The following is a 17,305-nucleotide window of genomic DNA, read 5'->3' as shown; positions in this document are numbered from 1 at the left end:
GACTAACTGGGGGAATATTATGACGACCGTGCCGCCGGCACCTATCGACTATCACCTCATCGGCCTCGCTGAAGACGGCGGCATCGGGGATCTACTGGCGGGCCTCGATCAGAAGCAGGGACGTATCCGCCTTCAGGCACTCATATCCGAATGGCTACGAATGGAGAATCTCGTCGTTCTGACGGGATCGGGCACGTCGGTTTCCGCAGGCGGCAAGACGATGGCCAATCTTGAAACGGCTGTATTCGCCACGATCGAGGCTATGCCCGACGTTCCGACCTCGATCACTCCCATCATCGAAGCCCGCAAAAACGCTGTCCTTCTTGCCGCCTTCGACGACGATGACCCCATCGGCTTTGAGGCATGGCTCTCGTTCGTCGCGAATGCTTTGGTCGTCGCGGAGTCGCCCGGCGGGCCATTTTCCGCCGTGACCTGGCCCAGCACGCCCGCGCCTAGCGTCGCCGATCTGCGTTGGTTCGTTGATCGGCTTCGCATGGCAATCTTCGCCGAGTGCGCGCTTTTGCTGCCCGATAACGGGCTGGCTGCGTCTGCCGATAGCATCGCTCCGCATCTTGCGTTCCTGTCAAAGCTCGTGGCGCGGGATAGCAACCTCGGCCGCACCCATCTCTTCACGCTCAATTACGACACGCTGTTCGAGCAGGCACTGGAACTGCTCGGCGTCCAGTATTTCGATGGGTTCACCGGCCGCGCCTCCGCCCGCTTCGATCCTTCCGTCTATGGTTTGGACATCTACTATCCAGGCGAGGTGGCAGAGGGCCGCGTGCGGCGTTTCGACAAGTTCCTGCATTTCTATAAGCTCCATGGCTCGATCCACTGGTTCGAGCACGGCAATGAAATGCGTGCGCGGCATCCCGATCTGATGCCATTCCGGACCTACGCCACCTTGACAGCCGAGCAGAAAGCCGCGTCGCTTCCTTCTCTGGCTGGGGGGACTCCCTCGGTCGGAATCCTACCGACCGCGAACAAATTTGCTCAGACGCTTGCGATGCCCTACGCGCACTTGTTCCGGTCCTTTCAGGTGAGGCTCGGCACTCCCCAGACCTTCCTCCTCGTGCTGGGCTATGGCTTCGGCGACGATCATGTCAGCCGGATCATTGAGAACGCGCTGATGAATCCGTCGCTGGTGATGCTTGTGGTCGAACCCGATCCGAACAGTCCGGTGATCGCGCGCATTCGGCGATACAAGGATCTCGGCAAGCGCGTTTTCGTCCTGTGCCCGGCGACGGACGCCTTCTCTGCAACGCCGTTTAAGCACGCCACCTTCGACGATTTTGCGCGAACGGTGATGCCTGACGTGCAGTGGCTCGACGATTTTCTGCGCTTGCGCCGCTTCGAAAAGCAGATCGCTTCCTCCGCGACTTCAACCGGGGCGGACACGGAGGACGCGGATGGATAATCCCCGCCTCGTGGGTCACATCGTCTCGGTCCAAGGCTTCCGGGTGAAGGTCGAACTGCTGCCCGAAACTCGGTCGGCGTTGCGCGCCACGCTGGACGGAGTGCAGGCCGCCATCGCGATCAACGCCTATTTGACCTTCTCGCTCGGCGCCGGTGAAACGGTCATCGGCATCATCACCGATCTAGAAGCTCGCGAGACCTTCGATCCTGGCAGCGGAGACGATCTCAACCTCGAACTGATGAAACCGCGCCGCGTCGCGAGCGTGCAGTTGCTGGGGACGATCGAGCACAAGGATGAGGAGCCCGCGTTCGGTCCGGGCATCTCGGTGCTGCCGACACTCGATACGCCCGCGGAAATCGGATCGCCGGATATCCTTCGCGCAATGTTCGAAATACCCCCTCGGCGCAACAAACCGGAGGACTATGGCGCGAAGGATTTCGATTGTGATCTGAAGATCGGATACCCAACTGGTCAGGATCGCAACGTTGTCCGCGCCTCTTATAACGACCTGTTCTCACGACCGCTTGCGATTGTTGGCAATACCGGCTCGGGCAAGTCCTTCTCGGTGTCGAGCCTGATCCAGAAGGCGATGACGGCGCTTGATGGCGCCGCCGAAGAGCCGCACGTCTTCATCCTCGACATCAACGGCGAATATGCCAAAGCCTTCCCGGCCGCTGAAGCATCGCAGCGCTTGCCCGATCGCATTTACCTTAATGGCAAGGAGTTCGGCCTTCCGCTTTGGTTTCTGAACGCGGAGGAAATCTGTGCGTGGCTCAGCGCTTCGGAACAGACGCAGGAGCCCGTGCTGAAGGACTGGTGGGCGATTGCCAAAGGCGGCAGCGCCACGGCCGCTGCCAGCATGGGGGCGCTTCAGAATGGCATGAGCGCTCTCGACCAGCTCCTTAGCGAACTGACGAAAATCAAGAAGAAAGCAGCCGGTTCCTATTGTGATGCCGTGATTGGCCACCTCGCCCATGCAGATATTGATACAGACCCGTTCGCTGGCCTGTTTACCGCTCATCGGTCAGCCAACGATTTCAACACTGAGGTTATGAACAATCAGGCCGCCATCGCAGCGGAGGCGGAGAAGCTGAAAGACGCGGTTCGCGCCAAGATCGCAGGCAGCAGCGGCACGGCAGAGGCCGGTGCGCGCACTGCCGACTCCCCGTTGCACATCGCTCGCGCAACCCTGACCGATCCGTCGCTCATCAATCGCGCTGTGTCCAAGGAGGATACGTTTCGCGTCGATGCTCATCTGACAACGTTGAAGCTGCGGCTGAAAACTCGCATCGACGATAAGCGGTGGCGCGCCTTCCTCAATTATGAGGAAACCGATACAAAGATCGAGAAGCTGTCCGCATGGTTTGCGCGCTTCGGGCTTGGCACTGTGACTGGACCGAAAGTCTCGGTGCTCGACCTGTCGATGTTGAGCAACGAGGTTCTGCCCTATGCGTGCGCGGTGATCGGGCGGGTGTTGTTGGAGGCGCGTGAGCGCCTGCCGGCAGCCTCGCGCTATAAGCATCCCTGGGTGCTCGTTCTCGAAGAGGCGCACAATTATGCACGTCCGGCCCGCTCGGACGAGGATCGCGGTCATCGCTTGGCCCGATTGACATACGAGCGGATCGCCAAGGAGGGCCGCAAATTTGGCCTTTCGCTTATCATTGCCAGCCAGCGGCCGAGCGAGATCAGCCAGACCATCATCAGCCAGTGCGCCAACTTCATCAGCCATCGCCTGCAAAATCCTGACGACATCGACCATTTTCGGCGCATCATTCCAATGCAGGCACGACGGCTGCTCGATCAGGTGACAATCTTATCGTCAGGTGAAGCGATCGTGTTCGGCAGCGCCTTCCATATTCCGACGCGCGTCCAGTTCGATCGACCGGAGCCTAGCCCCTATAGCCAGACGGCCGCGCCTTATCATGAATGGCGGAAGGAACAGAATCCCTTCCCGCTATCGCAAGTCATTGAGGCTTGGGGTGCCTGACGAGGCGCATATCCGCCAGCGCTGCTCATGGGCATTGTGCAGCGGCTCATTTTAAGGAACCAAGAAGGGGCCTACCCAGGCGAACAAACCGCTGCCCCCTACGGTGCCAATCGGCGGAGAAAGACGCTTTACGGCGGCGTGATCATAGCGCGATAGCGTCGGTATAGTGCCCATCGTCATTGGACGTGGCCAGCCATTTTGCCACTGGCCGCCGTTCGCTGCCAATTCCTACACAAAAGCCGCACTTGCTACGCCCGCTCGGTACATCCAATCACCGGCCTGCAGCCCCGCGCTCAAACTCGTCGTGCATTTCTCGGACAGGAGTACCCCGCGCGCGACGAATCTCAGGACTGTAAATGCGGCTATGTGCGCGTTATGTTCCATTCGTGGTTGAGTTGTCAGGCTCTGAGGCAAACGCTGCACCCTCTCGGGCCGACAGCCTGCGTGTTATGACTCGAGGCATAGCAGTCGCCTCCGCATCGGCGCTGCCGTGCAAGAAGTCGTGTCGCCGATGAACAGACGGCGGGTTTCGAAAAGTCGAATCGAGCGCACGAAGGACCGCTATGTTGGCGGGAGTGGACTACTCGCGTCGAGTCCGAAAACGGCCGCTTTCCCAGGATCGCTTCTCGAAACATGTCAGTCAGCAAGCGGCGCCTGAGCCACGAGGCGGCTCCCGGCATAAGCTGCCGGTCAGCTAAGCGCCCCGATCTCGGTCGTTCGGGCAGGCTCGCGTCCTGAGAGTATCACTTACGAAACACCACTGGCGGAGGAAGATCCGCAGACGGAGTCATCCAGGAACCAGCTGCGCCAGCGAGGCGCACGTCCCCGAGCCGGTCCGCAAAATGACAATGTGGTCGGGCTCGGAAACGAACCACGCGAAGCTCCCCCACGCCAATTGGGTCACGGTCTTCTTGAATCCTGCCGAGGCGCGATCCTGATAGGCGGTGACGAACGCGATCTGCCGGCGATCGAAGCCTGCCGCATCGGTTAGGTCGAAGATCGCCTCTTGCCTGCGTGGCGTGATCGCGCCGTCGGTTGCGACAACTTCGACGAACACAATGAGCGGATCGCGCGGCGCGAGATCGGCAAGAATGAGGTCGGGCAGGTTCTTGTCCGCCTCGATGTTCAACCCGATCGATGCGGCGATCCGGTCATCGCGAACCACGACCTTGTTCCCGCTCTCGCTGAGCCAGAGCACGGCCGGTGTCTCGAGGAAGCGCGGGGCGAAGACCTCGACGACGCCTTGGGCAATAAACGAACTTGGGCCCGGCGCCAGCGGTCGAGTTTCGCCACTGGGGAAGGTGACGAGCACGCCGTCCGAGCGCGCGGCCGCGCCCGCCTGCATAATCGTTACGCGGGCAAGCGCACTTTTGCTCAAATGCGTGGCCTGAAATTCCGCTATCCGTTTCTCGAGTGCCTCGCCAGCGAGCGCCGGATCGAACAATGCAGCGAAATCGCGCTTGAGCGCGTAGCGCGGCTTGCCCGATGTCGTCGGCAGATCCTCACGGCGCGTGATCGCACCGATGGCGACCAGCCCGTCGCGCAAGGTCTCATCCCGGATCGGCTCGCGTGTGTTGTCGGCATACCAGCGTGCGCCGCTGACATGGCCGCCGCGCTTGAGTACGGCTTTGTCATAGCCGAGGCGCTCAGCGTCCTCGGCTCTGGCCGCCTGCTCGTTGGTCATGCGATAAACGTGGACAGGCCCGAGATAACATCCGGTGCCTTCAACGGCGCCGACATAGAGCGCGGCAAAGACGGTGCTCGCCGCCAACTCGCGAACGCAATAGTTCCGGTTGGGCGTGCCTTCGGGAAAGATGAGTGGCAGGCGCTCGGCGACGAGGTCGCGATCGGCATAAGGCGGCAGGTCGATCATGCGGTCGTCTGGCCGTACAATCTGTTGCACTCGGCGTCGACTGCCTCGCGACCGGCGCCCGCCGCAACCAGCCTCTCCAATTTGCCGAGCGCGCATGCAGTGGGAAGTGGCAGCGCGCCCAGTTCGAACGCCGAGACGGCAACGCTGCCGTTCATGCAACGGAACAGCTGATCGACGACTCGGCTGTTGAGGATCGCCGCGACGACCCTTGGCGCCACCGCGGCGCCATGAGCCGCGCGGATCATGTTGAGGTGGTTCTCGACGACGACGCCGCCATGCTCATCGACGAACGCCGCGGGCAACTCGGCGGCGATGAGGCGACGCGCCTGTTCCTTGGCGGTGGTGCGCTGTACCAGAACGCACGGCTCCTCGACGAGCAGCCAGCCATCCTTTCGCTCGAGCTTGAAAAACGGCGCGTGATTTCGTTTGAACGCGCGAAAGATAAAGCGCCCGTCGGCGCTGACACATTCCGCCCAGATCAGCGGACGGACGTCCTTGCCCGCCCCGCTCTGGCGCAGCTGCGATTTGAAACGATTCCAAACGAGCGGACCGGTGGATATCGAATAGCCCCAGTCGCCCAGGCGCGCGGTCATCGTCTCGGCCTGCGCGATCAGCGGACTGTCCGCGGCAGAGCGGGGCGCGAGCCAAGGCGCGCCCGAATCCGGAGGGAGGGCTACCGTGCCGTTGCGCGTGGTCGTCGCCTCGCGCTCGTTCGTGACATGGAGATAGTGAATCTGCGCTCGCCCTGCCGGCGCGCCCTTGCGATAGAGCGCGAGCAGCGTCTCTTGAAGCACATCCTCGAACACGCCGCGACGCGCGTGCACAAAATCGATCGCCACCGGCGGCGCCTCGTCGGCCAACAGGCGCCGCAAGGCGGCATAATATTGGCCGGCGAGAAAGCTCGTCGGGGTCAGATAGGCAATCAGCCCGCCGGGCTTCGTCCAGCGCAGCGCGATGTCGGTAAAGACGCCATAGAGATTGGCATGCCCGAAAAGGCTGCGCGCGAACCGCTTCCGCTGCTCGGGTGTGAGATTGACACGGCCATAAGGCGGATTGCTAATGACAAGATCGAATCGGGCCTCGGGCGCCTGTTCGAGCGTGTCCGCGATGCGCAATAGCTCGGGGACCGGCTCGCCCGCCGCCAGCGACACATCGGCAAGAGCAATTTCCAGCGCGGCCTGGGCAAGCACCGCGGCAGGGGGATCGAGCTCGATCCCCGCTAGCCGCGTGCCGATCTGGCGCAAGACGAACGCCGGTTCGCTGGCGACCATCGCGGCGCGCATGCGCAGCGCCGCCTGAACCATGAACGCGCCCGCGCCAGCTGCTGGGTCCAGCACGCGCACGGTCGCCCAATCGGCACCATGTTCTTCGGCCTGGTCGAGCAGACGCTCGACCAGGCACGGAGGTGTATAGAACGCACCGCGCAAGCCGCGGCTGCGCTCGGACAAAAGCGCCGGATAGAGACTGGTGACCAGATGAAGGCCCTCGACGAGCGGAAGCGCCGCCGCTTCGTGGCCGATAGTCGCGGCCAATTGCGCAGCGGCATGATCGAGCTCGCCGAAGGGCTTTGCCGCAGGGGCGCGGAGGTCGAGCATGGGTGCATGGCGATGCGCAAGCGCTTCAAGCGCGCGGTGCGCGAAAAGCGCCGCCATATCGTCGCGGCGCGATTCAGGAATAGTCCCAGCCCAAGCGCGACACAGCGTGCGGGCACGCGTGAGTTCGAGGCGAAGCTTCGGAAAATCGGCGTCCGGTGGTACCGGATGGTCGCGCTTGGCGTCGCCTAGAATCTGCACACGTTCTTCCTTCTCGTCCGAGGTATGAGCGGCACGGAGGTGCGCGCCGGTTCCCGATACGTTCCAACGATGCCCGACCTCGCTGACGATCGCAACTGTGTCCTCCATTAGGTAACTGCAGTTCGACGCGGTATAATTGGTGGCGTCCAAATAGCGAGAGGCGTCGGCACGACTTGGGCTCGACCCGCCTATCGACTGAGTGCTTATCCCGGCGCCGGCATGCGATGAATGGAGGGCGGCTTTCGACGAGCTCGCGGAGACCAGGGAACGTCCGCTTTGTTGGCGAGAACCGTCAGCACGCTGGGGTGCGAGGGTCGGCCACTAGGCGCCCAATCTCGGTCATCTGCTCGCTGCAATGCTAACGCTGGAAGCGATCATCCAATCACGAGCGAATGGCGATTGCTGACAGGTCTTGATTTGGGTCGAGGGGGCGGTCATCCGCTTTGCGCTCCGAATAGCGATCGACCAGTTGCTCGGCATGGGGACGGAGCAGCACGGTGAAGCGCACCAGCTCCTCCATCACGTCGACGATGCGGTCATAGAGCGGCGAGGGTTTCATCCGCCCGGTCTCGTCGAACTCCTCATAGGCCTTGGGCACGCTTGACTGGTTGGGGATCGTCACCATCCGCATCCAGCGGCCGAGCAGGCGCAGCGTGTTGACGCTGTTGAACGACTGCGAGCCGCCCGAGACCTGCATCACCGCGAGCGTGCGCCCCTGCGTCGGCCGCATGCCGCCGATGTTGAGCGGCAAGTGATCGATCTGCGCTTTCATGATCGCGCTGACCTGGCCGTGGCGTTCGGGGCTGCACCACACCATGCCCTCGGACCAGAAGGCGTGTTCGCGCAGCTCGGTAACGGCGGGGTGATCGTCGCCAGCGATCTGATCGGGCAGCGGCAGGTCGGCGGGATTGAAGATGCGGGTCTCCGCGCCGAACAAGTGCAACAGCCGCGCCGCCTCCTCGACCGCGAGCCGCGAATAGGATCGCTCGCGCAGGCTGCCGTAGAGCAGCAGAATGCGCGGGCGCGGGCTGTCATCGCCGAGTCCGAGCGCGGGCCGTTCATGGACATAGGCCGGGTCGAGCGCGGGAAGGTGATCGAGCTCGGGAAGCGGGCGCAGACGGGACAAGCGAAACTCCGAAAACAGAAAGCTCAGCCGCGCGGGCCGAACAGGATGATGGCGGCGCCGGCGAGCACGACCGCACCGCCGGCGACGTCCCAGCGATCGGGCGTCGTGCCTTCGACGACCCACAGCCATAGCAGCGAAGCAGCCACATAGACGCCGCCATAGGCGGCATAGGCACGCCCGGCTTCGTCGGTCGGCACCTGCGCGAGCAGCCAGGCGAACAGCGCGAGCACGGCGAGCCCCGGGACGATCCAAGCCGGCGTGCGGTCGAGCCGCCACCACGCCCAGAACGCGAAGCAGCCCGCGATCTCGCACAGCGCGGCCAGCGGATAGGCGAGATAGCCGGTCATGCCAGCGTCAGGCGCAGCGCCAGCGCCGCCAGCGTCACGAGCAGGATCGGCGTCGTCAGCGTGATGCCGACGCGGAAATAATAGCCCCAGGCGATCTTCACGCCCTTCTGCCCCAGCACGTGCAGCCACAAGAGCGTGGCCAGCGAGCCGATCGGGGTGATCTTGGGCCCGAGGTCGCAACCGATGACGTTGGCGTAGACCATCGCCTGGTGCACTGTGCCGGTGGCCTGCGTCGCGTCGATCGACAGCGCGCCGACGAGCACAGTCGGCATGTTGTTCATGATCGACGACAGCAATGCCGCCAGGATGCCGGTGCCGAATGCCGCGCCCCACACCCCGCCCTCGCTCGCGCGGGTCAGCAGCCCGGCCAGCGCGTCGGTCAGCCCGGCATTCTTGAGACCGTAGACGACCAGATACATGCCGAGCGAGAAGATCACGACCTGCCAAGGGGCCTCGCGGATCACCGTGCGCGTCGGGATGACGGGGCCGCGCGCGGCAATGGCGATGAGCACGACGGCGCCGACGGCGGCCACCGCGCTCACCGGCACGCCGAGCGGATCGAGCACGAAGAACCCGGCGAGCAGCAACGCCAGCACCACCCAACCGGCGCGGAAGGTGGCGTGGTCGCGGATCGCCTCGGCGGGCGCGCGCAATTGCGCGACGTCGTAGCGGGCCGGAATATCTTTGCGGAAGAAGATCATCAGCGCCGCCAGCGTCGCAGCAATCGCGGCGAGATCGACCGGGATCATCACCAGCGCATAGCGGCCGAAGCCGATATGGAAAAAATCAGCCGAGACGATATTGACGAGATTGGAGACGACCAGCGGCAGGCTGGAGGTATCGGCGATGAACCCCGCCGCCATCACGAAAGCCAGCGTCGCCTTCTCGTCATAGCCCAGCGCGCGCAGCATCGCGATGACGATCGGCGTCAGGATCAGCGCCGCGCCGTCATTGGCGAACAGCGCCGCGACCCCTGCGCCGAGCAGCACGACCAGCGCGAACAGCCAGCGCCCGTCGCCGCCGCCCCAGCGCGCGACATGCAGCGCCGCCCATTCGAAGAAGCCGGCGCGGTCGAGGATCAGGCTGATGAGGATGATCGCGACGAAGGCGCCGGTGGCGTTCCAAATAATGTCCCAAACGACCGGAATGTCGCCGAGTGAGATGACGCCTGTCAGCAGCGCGACGACCGCGCCGCCGATCGCGCTCCAGCCAATGCCCAGCCCCTTGGGCTGCCAGATCACCAGCGCGATCGTGGCGACGAAGATCAGGATCGCGAGCAGCATCAGGCGATACGCTTACCGGCATCGTCGGCGACGCGCTCGCCGTCCTCCTTGGTGAAGGCGCCGCGCTGCGGGTTCGGGAGGATGTCGAGCACGACTTCCGAGGGACGGCACAGCCTGACCCCGACCGGCGTCACCACCAGCGGCCGGTTGATGAGGATCGGATGCGCCATCATCGCGTCGATCAGCGCCTTGTCGCTCAGGCTTTCATCACCGAGGCCAAGCTCGGCATAGGGCGTGCCCTTTTCGCGCAGCAGCGCGCGCGGGGTCAGCCCAGCACGGGCGATCAGTTGCTCGAGCATCGCGCGCGACGGCGGCGTCTTGAGATACTCGATCACATGCGGCTCGATTCCCGCATTGCGGATCATCGCCAGCGTGTTGCGCGAGGTGCCGCAATCGGGATTGTGATAGATGACGACGTCGATCGCGGTCATGCCGCACCTTCCGGCGTGCCCTGCGCGAGCGGGGTCGCGCCGTCGCGGGCGCCGATCTCGTTCAGGCTGCGCTTGAGCGCGAGCCGGTCAAGGCTCTCTATCGGCAAGGCAAGCAGCAACTGGATGCGGGTATGGAGATAACGCATCGCGGTGAGGAACGCCTGTTCCTGCCCGGGGCCTTCGGCGGCGGTCGGATCCTCGATCCCCCAATGCGCGGTCATCGGATAGCCGGGCCATACCGGGCAGGCCTCGCCGGCCGCATCGTCACACACGGTGAAGATCAAATCGATCGTTGGCGCATCGGGGCCGGCGAATTCGTCCCAGCTCTTCGAGCGATAGCCATCGGTGGGAAGGCCCATCTGCGTGATCAGCTTCAGCGCCATCGGATGCGGCGCATCCTTCGGGAAGCTGCCCGCGCTATAGGCGCGGAACCGGCCTTCGCCGTCGCGATTGAGCAGCGCCTCGGCCATGATCGACCGGGCGGAATTGCCCGTGCACAGGAACAGCGCGTTGTAGGAACGCTCAGGCATGATCGGCTCCTTCAGCAGCAATCGGCGAGTTCGGTGACGAGCGGCGCGCACAGCTCGGCGCGACCGCCACAGCAATCCTTGGCGAGAAACAGCATCAGCGCGCGCAGTCGCTCGATATCGGCGCGCTGGATCATTTGCCGCCCGCGCTTGTCCGGAATGACGAGCCCGGCGGCGACGAGGATGGCGAGATGGCTCGAAAATGTGCTCTGGGAGAGACCGGAAGCATCGACGAGCTGACCGGTCGAAAGCCCGTCGGGCTCGGCCTGAACGAGCAGGCGGAAGGCGGCAAGTCGCGTCGGATGCGCGAGCGAGGCAAGCGCTGCGAGGGCGTCGTCAGTCGTCATCCCATCGACTTTTGTCGATGGGAATGCGCCCGGTCAATTCGCATCGTAGATTTACGATGGATCGCGGCCGCTATCTATGTAGCCGTTGCTAAAGGCGGAATGTCGGCAAGCGGGCCAGTTCAGGCCGAAAATGCTGGCAGTTGGCGAGAGTGAACTTGAGGAACTCGAGTATACAGCATCACTCGTCTCGGTCGTCGCGAGAGCAAGAGCGCAACGAACGTTCACTTCGAAGCGCCAACGAACGCCACCGGTCGGCGACTATTTTATGACCGCTTTTATGACGAAGATCAGTAAACCCGATAAAACCCTTTAATTTCAGTGCGGCAAGGCGGACTCCGTCTCCGCCACGGGCTGTTCCGCAGGGGCCTAAAGGGCCACCGATATCGAATTTTCCTCGTAAAAGCCGACGTTTAGCTGACCGGTTCGGCCGCGGCCGTTCATGGCCTTCCGGCGTTCGGAGGTGCGAGAATGTGGTACGAGCGGTCAAAAAACATGGTACTTTGGGAGACTGAAATTGTCGCCCGATGCGAAGCTGCGCGCCGTCAGACCGCACGCCAAACCCTACAAGTTCACCGACGCCAACCGTCTTTATCTGCGGGTCGCTCTCCGGCGTCGATTTTTGAACGTCAATGCGACGGCGCTTCGAGGTGCCGGAGCTTGTCGGGATTGCGCATTACATAGATTGCCTTGACCCGGTCATGCTCGATCAGCAACGCGGTCGTCTGGAGAATGCCGTCCTGCTCGCGCGTGACGAAGCCTGGCAGGCCATTGATATGGGCATAGCGCACGAGCTTTCCCGTCCCCCCGCGCATAAGCCGCGCGATCGCGGCAAAGGTGCGGATGACCTCGCCCGCTCCGCGCATAACGCGGCCCGCCGCCGGCCGCTTGCCGCCGCCGTCCGAATAAAGGCTGACATCCTCCGCCAGCATCGTGCTCAGCCGTGCGATTTCACCGCCGCGCGAGGCGGCGAAGAACGCCTGCGCTATCTCAAACCCGCGCGATCGCTCCACCGGAAAGCGCGGTTTTTCCGCACGGACATGCTCACGGGCGCGGCTGGCGAGCTGTCGGCAAGCGGCCGGATCGCGGCGAAGGATCTCGGCGATGGCATCGAAACTCTCGCCGAACACGTCGTGGAGAAGAAACGCGGCGCGTTCGAGCGGCGATAGCCGTTCAAGCGCCAGCATCAGCGGGAGGGTGACGTCCTCCTCCATATCCGCTTCGACCACCGGATCCGGCAGCCACGGGCCGAAATAGTCCTCGCGCCGCGCCCGCGCCGATTTGAGCTGATCGAGGCACAGCCGCGTGACGACACGGCGCAGGAATGCCTCCGGGACGCGAACGGCTTCGCGATCGGCATGTGCCCAGCGCAGCCACGCGTCCTGCACCACGTCCTCCGCATCGGCCATCGACCCGAGCATGCGATACGCAACCCGTAACAGCGGCGGCCGCAGCGCATCGAAGATGGCCGCAGCGTCGTTCACCGCTTCCAGCCCAGTTCCGGCGCGAACAGGTCGAAACCGACCGCCAGCCGGTTCCAGCCGTTGATGACGTTGATCATCATGGTCAGCGTAACCTGCTCCTCCTGGCTGAACTGGGCGTCCAATGCGTCATAGACATGCTGCGGCGCACGCTTGTCGGCAATCAGCGTCAGATGTTCGGTCCAGTCGAGCGCAGCGCGCTCGCGATCAGTATAGCATGGCGCGTCGTGCCATGCCGTCAGAACGGCAATGCGCTGCTCGCTCTCGCCGGCCTGCCGCGCTTCATAGCTGTGCATGTTGAGGCAGTTGGCGCATCCGTTGATCTGTGATGCGCGGATCTTGACCAGTTCGAGCAACGGCTTTTCGAGCCCGCCCGCGGCGACCTGGTCGGAGAAGTCCAGCCACATCTTGAGCAACGCAGGCGCGGCGGCATAGGGATTGATACGGTCGGTCATGTTTGCGGTCCTTTCGTCGGGTTGCGCGGACCTGACGAGACAGCGAGCCGGTTCGTGACATGCGGCGAGCAGATTATTGCATTTTGCGGACGCGGCCGCACGCATGTCGCGGATCAGGCCATGATCCCCGATGCGTCGTCCATCGCGCGATCAGCCGCCATGCGCGAACGAGGATAATCGGTCATGCCACCGTCGACGAACACCGTCGTCCCCGTGACATAGCCGGCAATGTCCGAAGCGAGCACGACCGCCGTCCGGGCGATATCCTCCGGCGCTTGCCGCGCACGAAGGAACGTGCCCTTCCGATTGATGTCGATCACCTCGCCCCAGGCGCTCGGCTCGGCTTCGCAGCGAGCGCGGCATGACCGTCGATCCCGGCATTGTTGGCCAGCACGTCGGTCCCGCCCCAGGCTTCGTCGACCTTGGCGAACATCGCCTCGACCGCAGCGGCGCGCTGATGTCCGCCTTCAATCCAAGCGCCTGCACGCCGGCGCCGGTGAATTGCCTCACCAGCATATCGGTCGCGTCGGGGGCGACCAGACAGTTGATCGCGACCCGAGCGCCTTCACCGGCGAACGCCCTCGCCATCGCCGCACCAAGCCGCGAATTGCCGCCGGCGTTTTCTTACGGGGAATGGCGTTTTCTTATGGGGAATAACGGGCCGGAAGCCGCGCACTCGGGCGGCCTACCCGAGTAACGACTCCGCTTCATGCCCGAATTTGCCATTCACGGATTCTGTCGCAACGCCCGAATGCTGACGCTCGGCATCGCGGTGGGCGAGAAAATGTGTCGCTTGGCAGGCGTCTGGCAGGTTTCACCTGAGGGCACATGCTGCGATCGAATCGCGGGGACGTGCTTCGTTTACGATCGTTGGTCGGCAAGCCTCACCGATCAGGAGCAGCGTCGGGTCGCTGTTGCCGAGTGCTTTCACCAGGAATGGCAGCGCGTCCAGCCGCCCGCGGATCAGGCGCTCGTTCGGAAGCGAGGCGTTGACGGCGATCATCACCGGCGTGTCCGGCGCGCGGCCCGCTGCGATCAGCTTCCGCGCGATGTCGGGCGCGGCCGCGCGGCCCATATAGATGGCGAGCGTGGTATCGGTGCGCGCCAGCGTCGCCCAGTCGAGATCGAGCGCCTCACCCGATCGGGCATGTGCGGTTACGAATGTGAGCTGTCGTGCGCTGCCCCGCAGGGTGAGCGACGCAAGTCCGCTCGCCGCGGCCGCGCTGGCGGCGGTGATGCCGGGACAGATGCGCACAGGCACGCCATAGGCTGCGCAAGCCGCCAACTCCTCCGCCGAGCGGCCGAAGATCGGCGGATCGCCGCCCTTCAGCCGGACCACGCGCTTGTCTGCCAGCGCGGCATCGACGATCAGGGCGTCGATCGTTCTTTGATCCTTCGAGTGCCGGCCAGAACGCTTGCCGACACAGATCAACTCCGCTGGTGCCGCGAGGTCGAGCACGCCAGCACCGACGAGTGCGTCGTAAAAAACGATGTCCGCACGCGCCAGCAATCGCGCTGCCTTGCGGGTGAGCAACTCGGGATCGCCGGGGCCGGCTCCGACCAGCCAGACCGTGCGCGGCGTGAAATCGTCATCCATTGGCGGCCTCCGTCAGTTCTTCATCGAGGATCCGGGCGAGCGCCGGGCGGCACGAGCCGCAATTGGTGCCGGCGCCGAGCGCCTCGCCGATCGCCGCGACATCGGCGAGGCGTTGCTCGCGGATCGTCGCCAGGATCGTCTTCAGTCCGGCATCGAAACAGGTGCAGACGATCGGCCCGCGATCGGGTTCGTCATCGGGCGCGCGGCCGGCGAGCACCTCGGGCCCCTGCTTGGTATCGAGTTGCGCGATCAGCCAGTCGCGGCCGGGCAATTCACCGCTGGCGGCGACGAACAGCACTGCCGCCAGCCGATTGTCGTCGAGCACCGCCACTCGCCGGTTGCCGCGTGCCGGGTCGCTCGCCTCGATCCGCGCGCCTTTGGGCATAGCCGCCTCGAGCGCGGCCGGGTCGCCGTCGCCGGCCAGTTCGAACAGGACGCCACCGGGCACCGTCACCCGCGTCGACCACAGGCAGTCGGGCGCCTTCACTGACCCGCGCGCGATAAGGAAGCCGCGCCAGTCGACGGTGACCGGCTCGAGCCGCGCCGGCGCGATCTTGAAGCCGGGCTGACCCGACCATGGATCGGTCAGCGATCGCGTCAGCAGCCCGGTGCGGCCGCCGGTCGATTGCCGGTCGGTCCAGTGAATGGGCGTGAACAACTCGCCGGGGCGCTGGCTTTCGCTCACCTGAACCCGAAACAGGCTGTCGCCCTGCGGCGTGACAACCCGGCCCAGCCCGCCATCGACGAGCCCGAACCGTTCGGTATCGGCTGGATGGACCTCGACCAGCGGCTCGTCGCGGTGACGGGCGAGCTTCGGGCTGAGGCCGGTGCGCGTCATCGTGTGCCACTGGTCGCGATACCGTCCGGTATTGAGCGTCAGCGGCCAGGCGCGCAGCGGCTTTTGCGTCCGCCGTTGCGCCACCGGCACAAGCCGGGCTTTGCCGTCGGGCATCGGGAAACGACTGTCGGTGAATGGGCGCTCGACCCAACGAAACGGCGCCATCGCATCGTAATCCATATTGCCGATCGCGGTTCGTCCGCGAAGATCGAGCAGACGCCGGCCGCCGTTGCGATAGGTTGTCAGCCGGGCATGCTCGCGCCAGATGTCGGCGGGACGATCGTATGCGAAGGCGGTGCGCCAGCCCATCCGCCGGGCGACCTCCTTGATGATCCACCAGTCGGGCCGCGCCTCGCCGGGAAGCGGCAGGAAGGCGCGCTGGCGGCTCACCATGCGCTCGGAATTGGTGACGGTGCCGTCCTTCTCGCCCCAGGCGGCGGCGGGCAGGCGGACGTGCGCGTAGCGGCTGGTGTCGGTCTCGGCGATCACGTCGGAGACGACGACGAACGGGCACGTGGCCAGCGCCGCGCGCACCGTGCCGGCGTCGGGCATCGACACTGCCGGGTTGGTCGCCATGATCCACAGCGCCTTGATCCGGCCCTCGCCGACCGCGCGGAACAGGTCGACCGCCTTCAGACCCGGCTTGGTCGCCATGTTGGGCGCGGCCCAGAAGCGGCCGACCTCGGCGACGTCCGCCGCCTCGAAACCGCGATGCGCCGCCAGCGTCGAGGCGAGGCCGCCGACCTCGCGCCCGCCCATCGCATTGGGCTGGCCGGTGATCGAGAAGGGGGCAGCACCCGGTTTGCCGATCCGCCCGGTGGCGAGATGTACGTTGATGATCGCGTTGACCTGATCGGTTCCCCGGATCGACTGGTTGATGCCCTGGCTGAACATCGTGACGGTGCGCGGCGTCGCGGCGAACAGGTCGTAGAAGCGCTTGAGCTCCATCGGCGGCAGGTCGCAGGTGCGCGCGATCGTCCACAGATCATGGCCGTCGTCGAGCGCCTTCCAGAAACCCTCCGGCACGGCGACGTGATCGGCGAGGAACGCCGTATCCAGCACGCCTTCGCGCCGGCAATGCGCCAGCAGCCCGTTCATCAGCGCAACGTCGCTGCCGGGCTTGAGCGCGAGGTGGCAATCGGCCTCGCCGGCGGTCTCGGTGCGGCGCGGGTCGATCACCACCAGTTTCGCACCTGCCTCGCACCGCGCGCGGATGCGCTGATAGACGATCGGGTGGCACCAGGCGGCGTTGGAGCCGACCAGCACGATCAAATCGGCGGCGTCGATATCGTCATAGCTGCCGGCGACGAGATCCTCGCCGAACGCGCGCATGTGCCCGGCGACCGCACTCGACATGCACAGCCGCGAATTCGTGTCGATATTGGCCGAGCCGATGAAGCCCTTCATCAGCTTGTTGGCGACGTAATAATCCTCGGTCAGCAACTGGCCCGAGACATAGAAGGCGACGCTGCCCGGCCCGTACCGCGCGATCGTCTCGCGGAAGCGCTTTGCCACCAGATCGAGCGCCTTGTCCCAGCGCGCCCGGCGCTTGCCGATCGTGGGGTGGAGCATGCGGCCATCGAGCCCGATCGTCTCGCCCAGATGCGTGCCCTTGGAGCACAGCCGGCCGCGATTGGCGGGATGCTGCGGATCACCGGCGATCGTCGCCGTCCGTTCACCGGTCGGCGTTGCAAGCACCCCGCAGCCGACGCCGCAATAGGCGCAGGTGGTGCGAGTGGTGGTCATCGCTCCTCCCCGGCACGGAGTTTCGGGTCGGATCGTCCCCCGGACGATCCTTGGCCATGC

16 protein-coding genes are annotated in these 17,305 nt (G+C 64.7%); 3 read left to right on the top strand and 13 right to left on the bottom strand.

Going from position 1 to position 17,305, the window contains the following annotated elements:
- The first annotated feature begins 19 nt into the window (after positions 1-19).
- The gene (locus tag RPR59_RS13515) at positions 20-1,417 is read left to right on the top strand and encodes an SIR2 family protein (protein WP_313914914.1); all 1,398 of its coding nucleotides are present in this window, start codon (positions 20-22) and stop codon (positions 1,415-1,417) included.
- Positions 1,410-3,404, top strand: a complete 1,995-nt coding sequence (locus RPR59_RS13510) for an ATP-binding protein (protein ID WP_313914912.1) — start codon at positions 1,410-1,412, stop codon at positions 3,402-3,404. Before RPR59_RS13515 ends, RPR59_RS13510 begins: the two co-directional genes overlap by 8 nt.
- Positions 3,405-4,191: 787 nt before the next feature.
- On the opposite strand, the gene RPR59_RS13505 is transcribed toward RPR59_RS13510, so the two are convergent.
- The 11 genes from RPR59_RS13505 to RPR59_RS13455 form a co-directional block, all read right to left on the bottom strand.
- Complete coding sequence (locus RPR59_RS13505; RefSeq protein ID WP_313914910.1) at positions 4,192-5,277, bottom strand: BsuBI/PstI family type II restriction endonuclease; 1,086 nt, start codon at positions 5,275-5,277, stop codon at positions 4,192-4,194.
- On the bottom strand, positions 5,274-7,178 hold the full coding sequence (locus RPR59_RS13500) for an Eco57I restriction-modification methylase domain-containing protein (protein ID WP_313914908.1): 1,905 nt from the start codon (positions 7,176-7,178) through the stop codon (positions 5,274-5,276). Before RPR59_RS13500 ends, RPR59_RS13505 begins: the two co-directional genes overlap by 4 nt.
- Positions 7,179-7,452: 274 nt before the next feature.
- Positions 7,453-8,196: an arsenical resistance protein ArsH gene (arsH, locus tag RPR59_RS13495; protein WP_313914906.1), complete on the bottom strand. Its 744-nt coding sequence runs from the start codon at positions 8,194-8,196 to the stop codon at positions 7,453-7,455.
- Between the two features lie 23 nt (positions 8,197-8,219).
- On the bottom strand, positions 8,220-8,543 hold the full coding sequence (locus tag RPR59_RS13490; RefSeq protein WP_133497233.1) for a YnfA family protein: 324 nt from the start codon (positions 8,541-8,543) through the stop codon (positions 8,220-8,222).
- Positions 8,540-9,826, bottom strand: a complete 1,287-nt coding sequence (locus tag RPR59_RS13485; protein ID WP_313914903.1) for an arsenic transporter — start codon at positions 9,824-9,826, stop codon at positions 8,540-8,542. The genes RPR59_RS13490 and RPR59_RS13485 overlap by 4 nt, the downstream gene beginning before the upstream one ends.
- The gene (gene arsC, locus RPR59_RS13480; protein WP_313914900.1) at positions 9,826-10,257 is read right to left on the bottom strand and encodes an arsenate reductase (glutaredoxin); all 432 of its coding nucleotides are present in this window, start codon (positions 10,255-10,257) and stop codon (positions 9,826-9,828) included. Before arsC ends, RPR59_RS13485 begins: the two co-directional genes overlap by 1 nt.
- Positions 10,254-10,787 carry an arsenate reductase ArsC gene (locus RPR59_RS13475; protein WP_133497230.1) on the bottom strand — a complete coding sequence of 178 codons (534 nt, stop codon included), beginning with the start codon at positions 10,785-10,787 and terminating at the stop codon, positions 10,254-10,256. The genes arsC and RPR59_RS13475 overlap by 4 nt, the downstream gene beginning before the upstream one ends.
- An 11-nt stretch (positions 10,788-10,798) precedes the next feature.
- On the bottom strand, positions 10,799-11,131 hold the full coding sequence (locus RPR59_RS13470) for an ArsR/SmtB family transcription factor (protein WP_133497229.1): 333 nt from the start codon (positions 11,129-11,131) through the stop codon (positions 10,799-10,801).
- A 626-nt stretch (positions 11,132-11,757) separates the two neighbouring features.
- On the bottom strand, positions 11,758-12,612 hold the full coding sequence (locus RPR59_RS13465) for a sigma-70 family RNA polymerase sigma factor (protein WP_313914893.1): 855 nt from the start codon (positions 12,610-12,612) through the stop codon (positions 11,758-11,760).
- Positions 12,609-13,064, bottom strand: coding sequence for a carboxymuconolactone decarboxylase family protein (locus tag RPR59_RS13460; RefSeq protein ID WP_313914891.1), 456 nt, complete (start codon positions 13,062-13,064; stop codon positions 12,609-12,611). The genes RPR59_RS13465 and RPR59_RS13460 overlap by 4 nt, the downstream gene beginning before the upstream one ends.
- 113 nt (positions 13,065-13,177) lie before the next feature.
- The gene (locus tag RPR59_RS13455) at positions 13,178-13,384 is read right to left on the bottom strand and encodes an SDR family oxidoreductase (protein WP_313914888.1); all 207 of its coding nucleotides are present in this window, start codon (positions 13,382-13,384) and stop codon (positions 13,178-13,180) included.
- Between the two features lie 41 nt (positions 13,385-13,425).
- Here RPR59_RS13455 and RPR59_RS13450 point away from each other — a divergent pair, with 41 nt between their 5' ends.
- Positions 13,426-13,761 (top strand): hypothetical protein, encoded by a 336-nt coding sequence (locus RPR59_RS13450; protein ID WP_313914886.1) that lies wholly within the window; start codon positions 13,426-13,428, stop codon positions 13,759-13,761.
- Between the two features lie 117 nt (positions 13,762-13,878).
- On the opposite strand, the gene cobA is transcribed toward RPR59_RS13450, so the two are convergent.
- Together cobA and RPR59_RS13440 are read right to left on the bottom strand one after the other, a co-directional pair.
- Complete coding sequence (gene cobA, locus RPR59_RS13445) at positions 13,879-14,661, bottom strand: uroporphyrinogen-III C-methyltransferase (protein WP_313914884.1); 783 nt, start codon at positions 14,659-14,661, stop codon at positions 13,879-13,881.
- Positions 14,654-17,245 (bottom strand): molybdopterin-dependent oxidoreductase, encoded by a 2,592-nt coding sequence (locus RPR59_RS13440; protein ID WP_432280265.1) that lies wholly within the window; start codon positions 17,243-17,245, stop codon positions 14,654-14,656. The genes cobA and RPR59_RS13440 overlap by 8 nt, the downstream gene beginning before the upstream one ends.
- Between the last annotated feature and the right edge of the window lie 60 nt (positions 17,246-17,305).

This window comes from Stakelama saccharophila, from assembly GCF_032229225.1.
In the GTDB taxonomy this organism is placed as follows: Bacteria; Pseudomonadota; Alphaproteobacteria; order Sphingomonadales; family Sphingomonadaceae; genus Sphingomonas; species Sphingomonas saccharophila.
The sequence above is the reverse complement of the archived record's forward strand: the minus strand, read 5'-3'. Positions and strand labels throughout refer to the sequence as shown.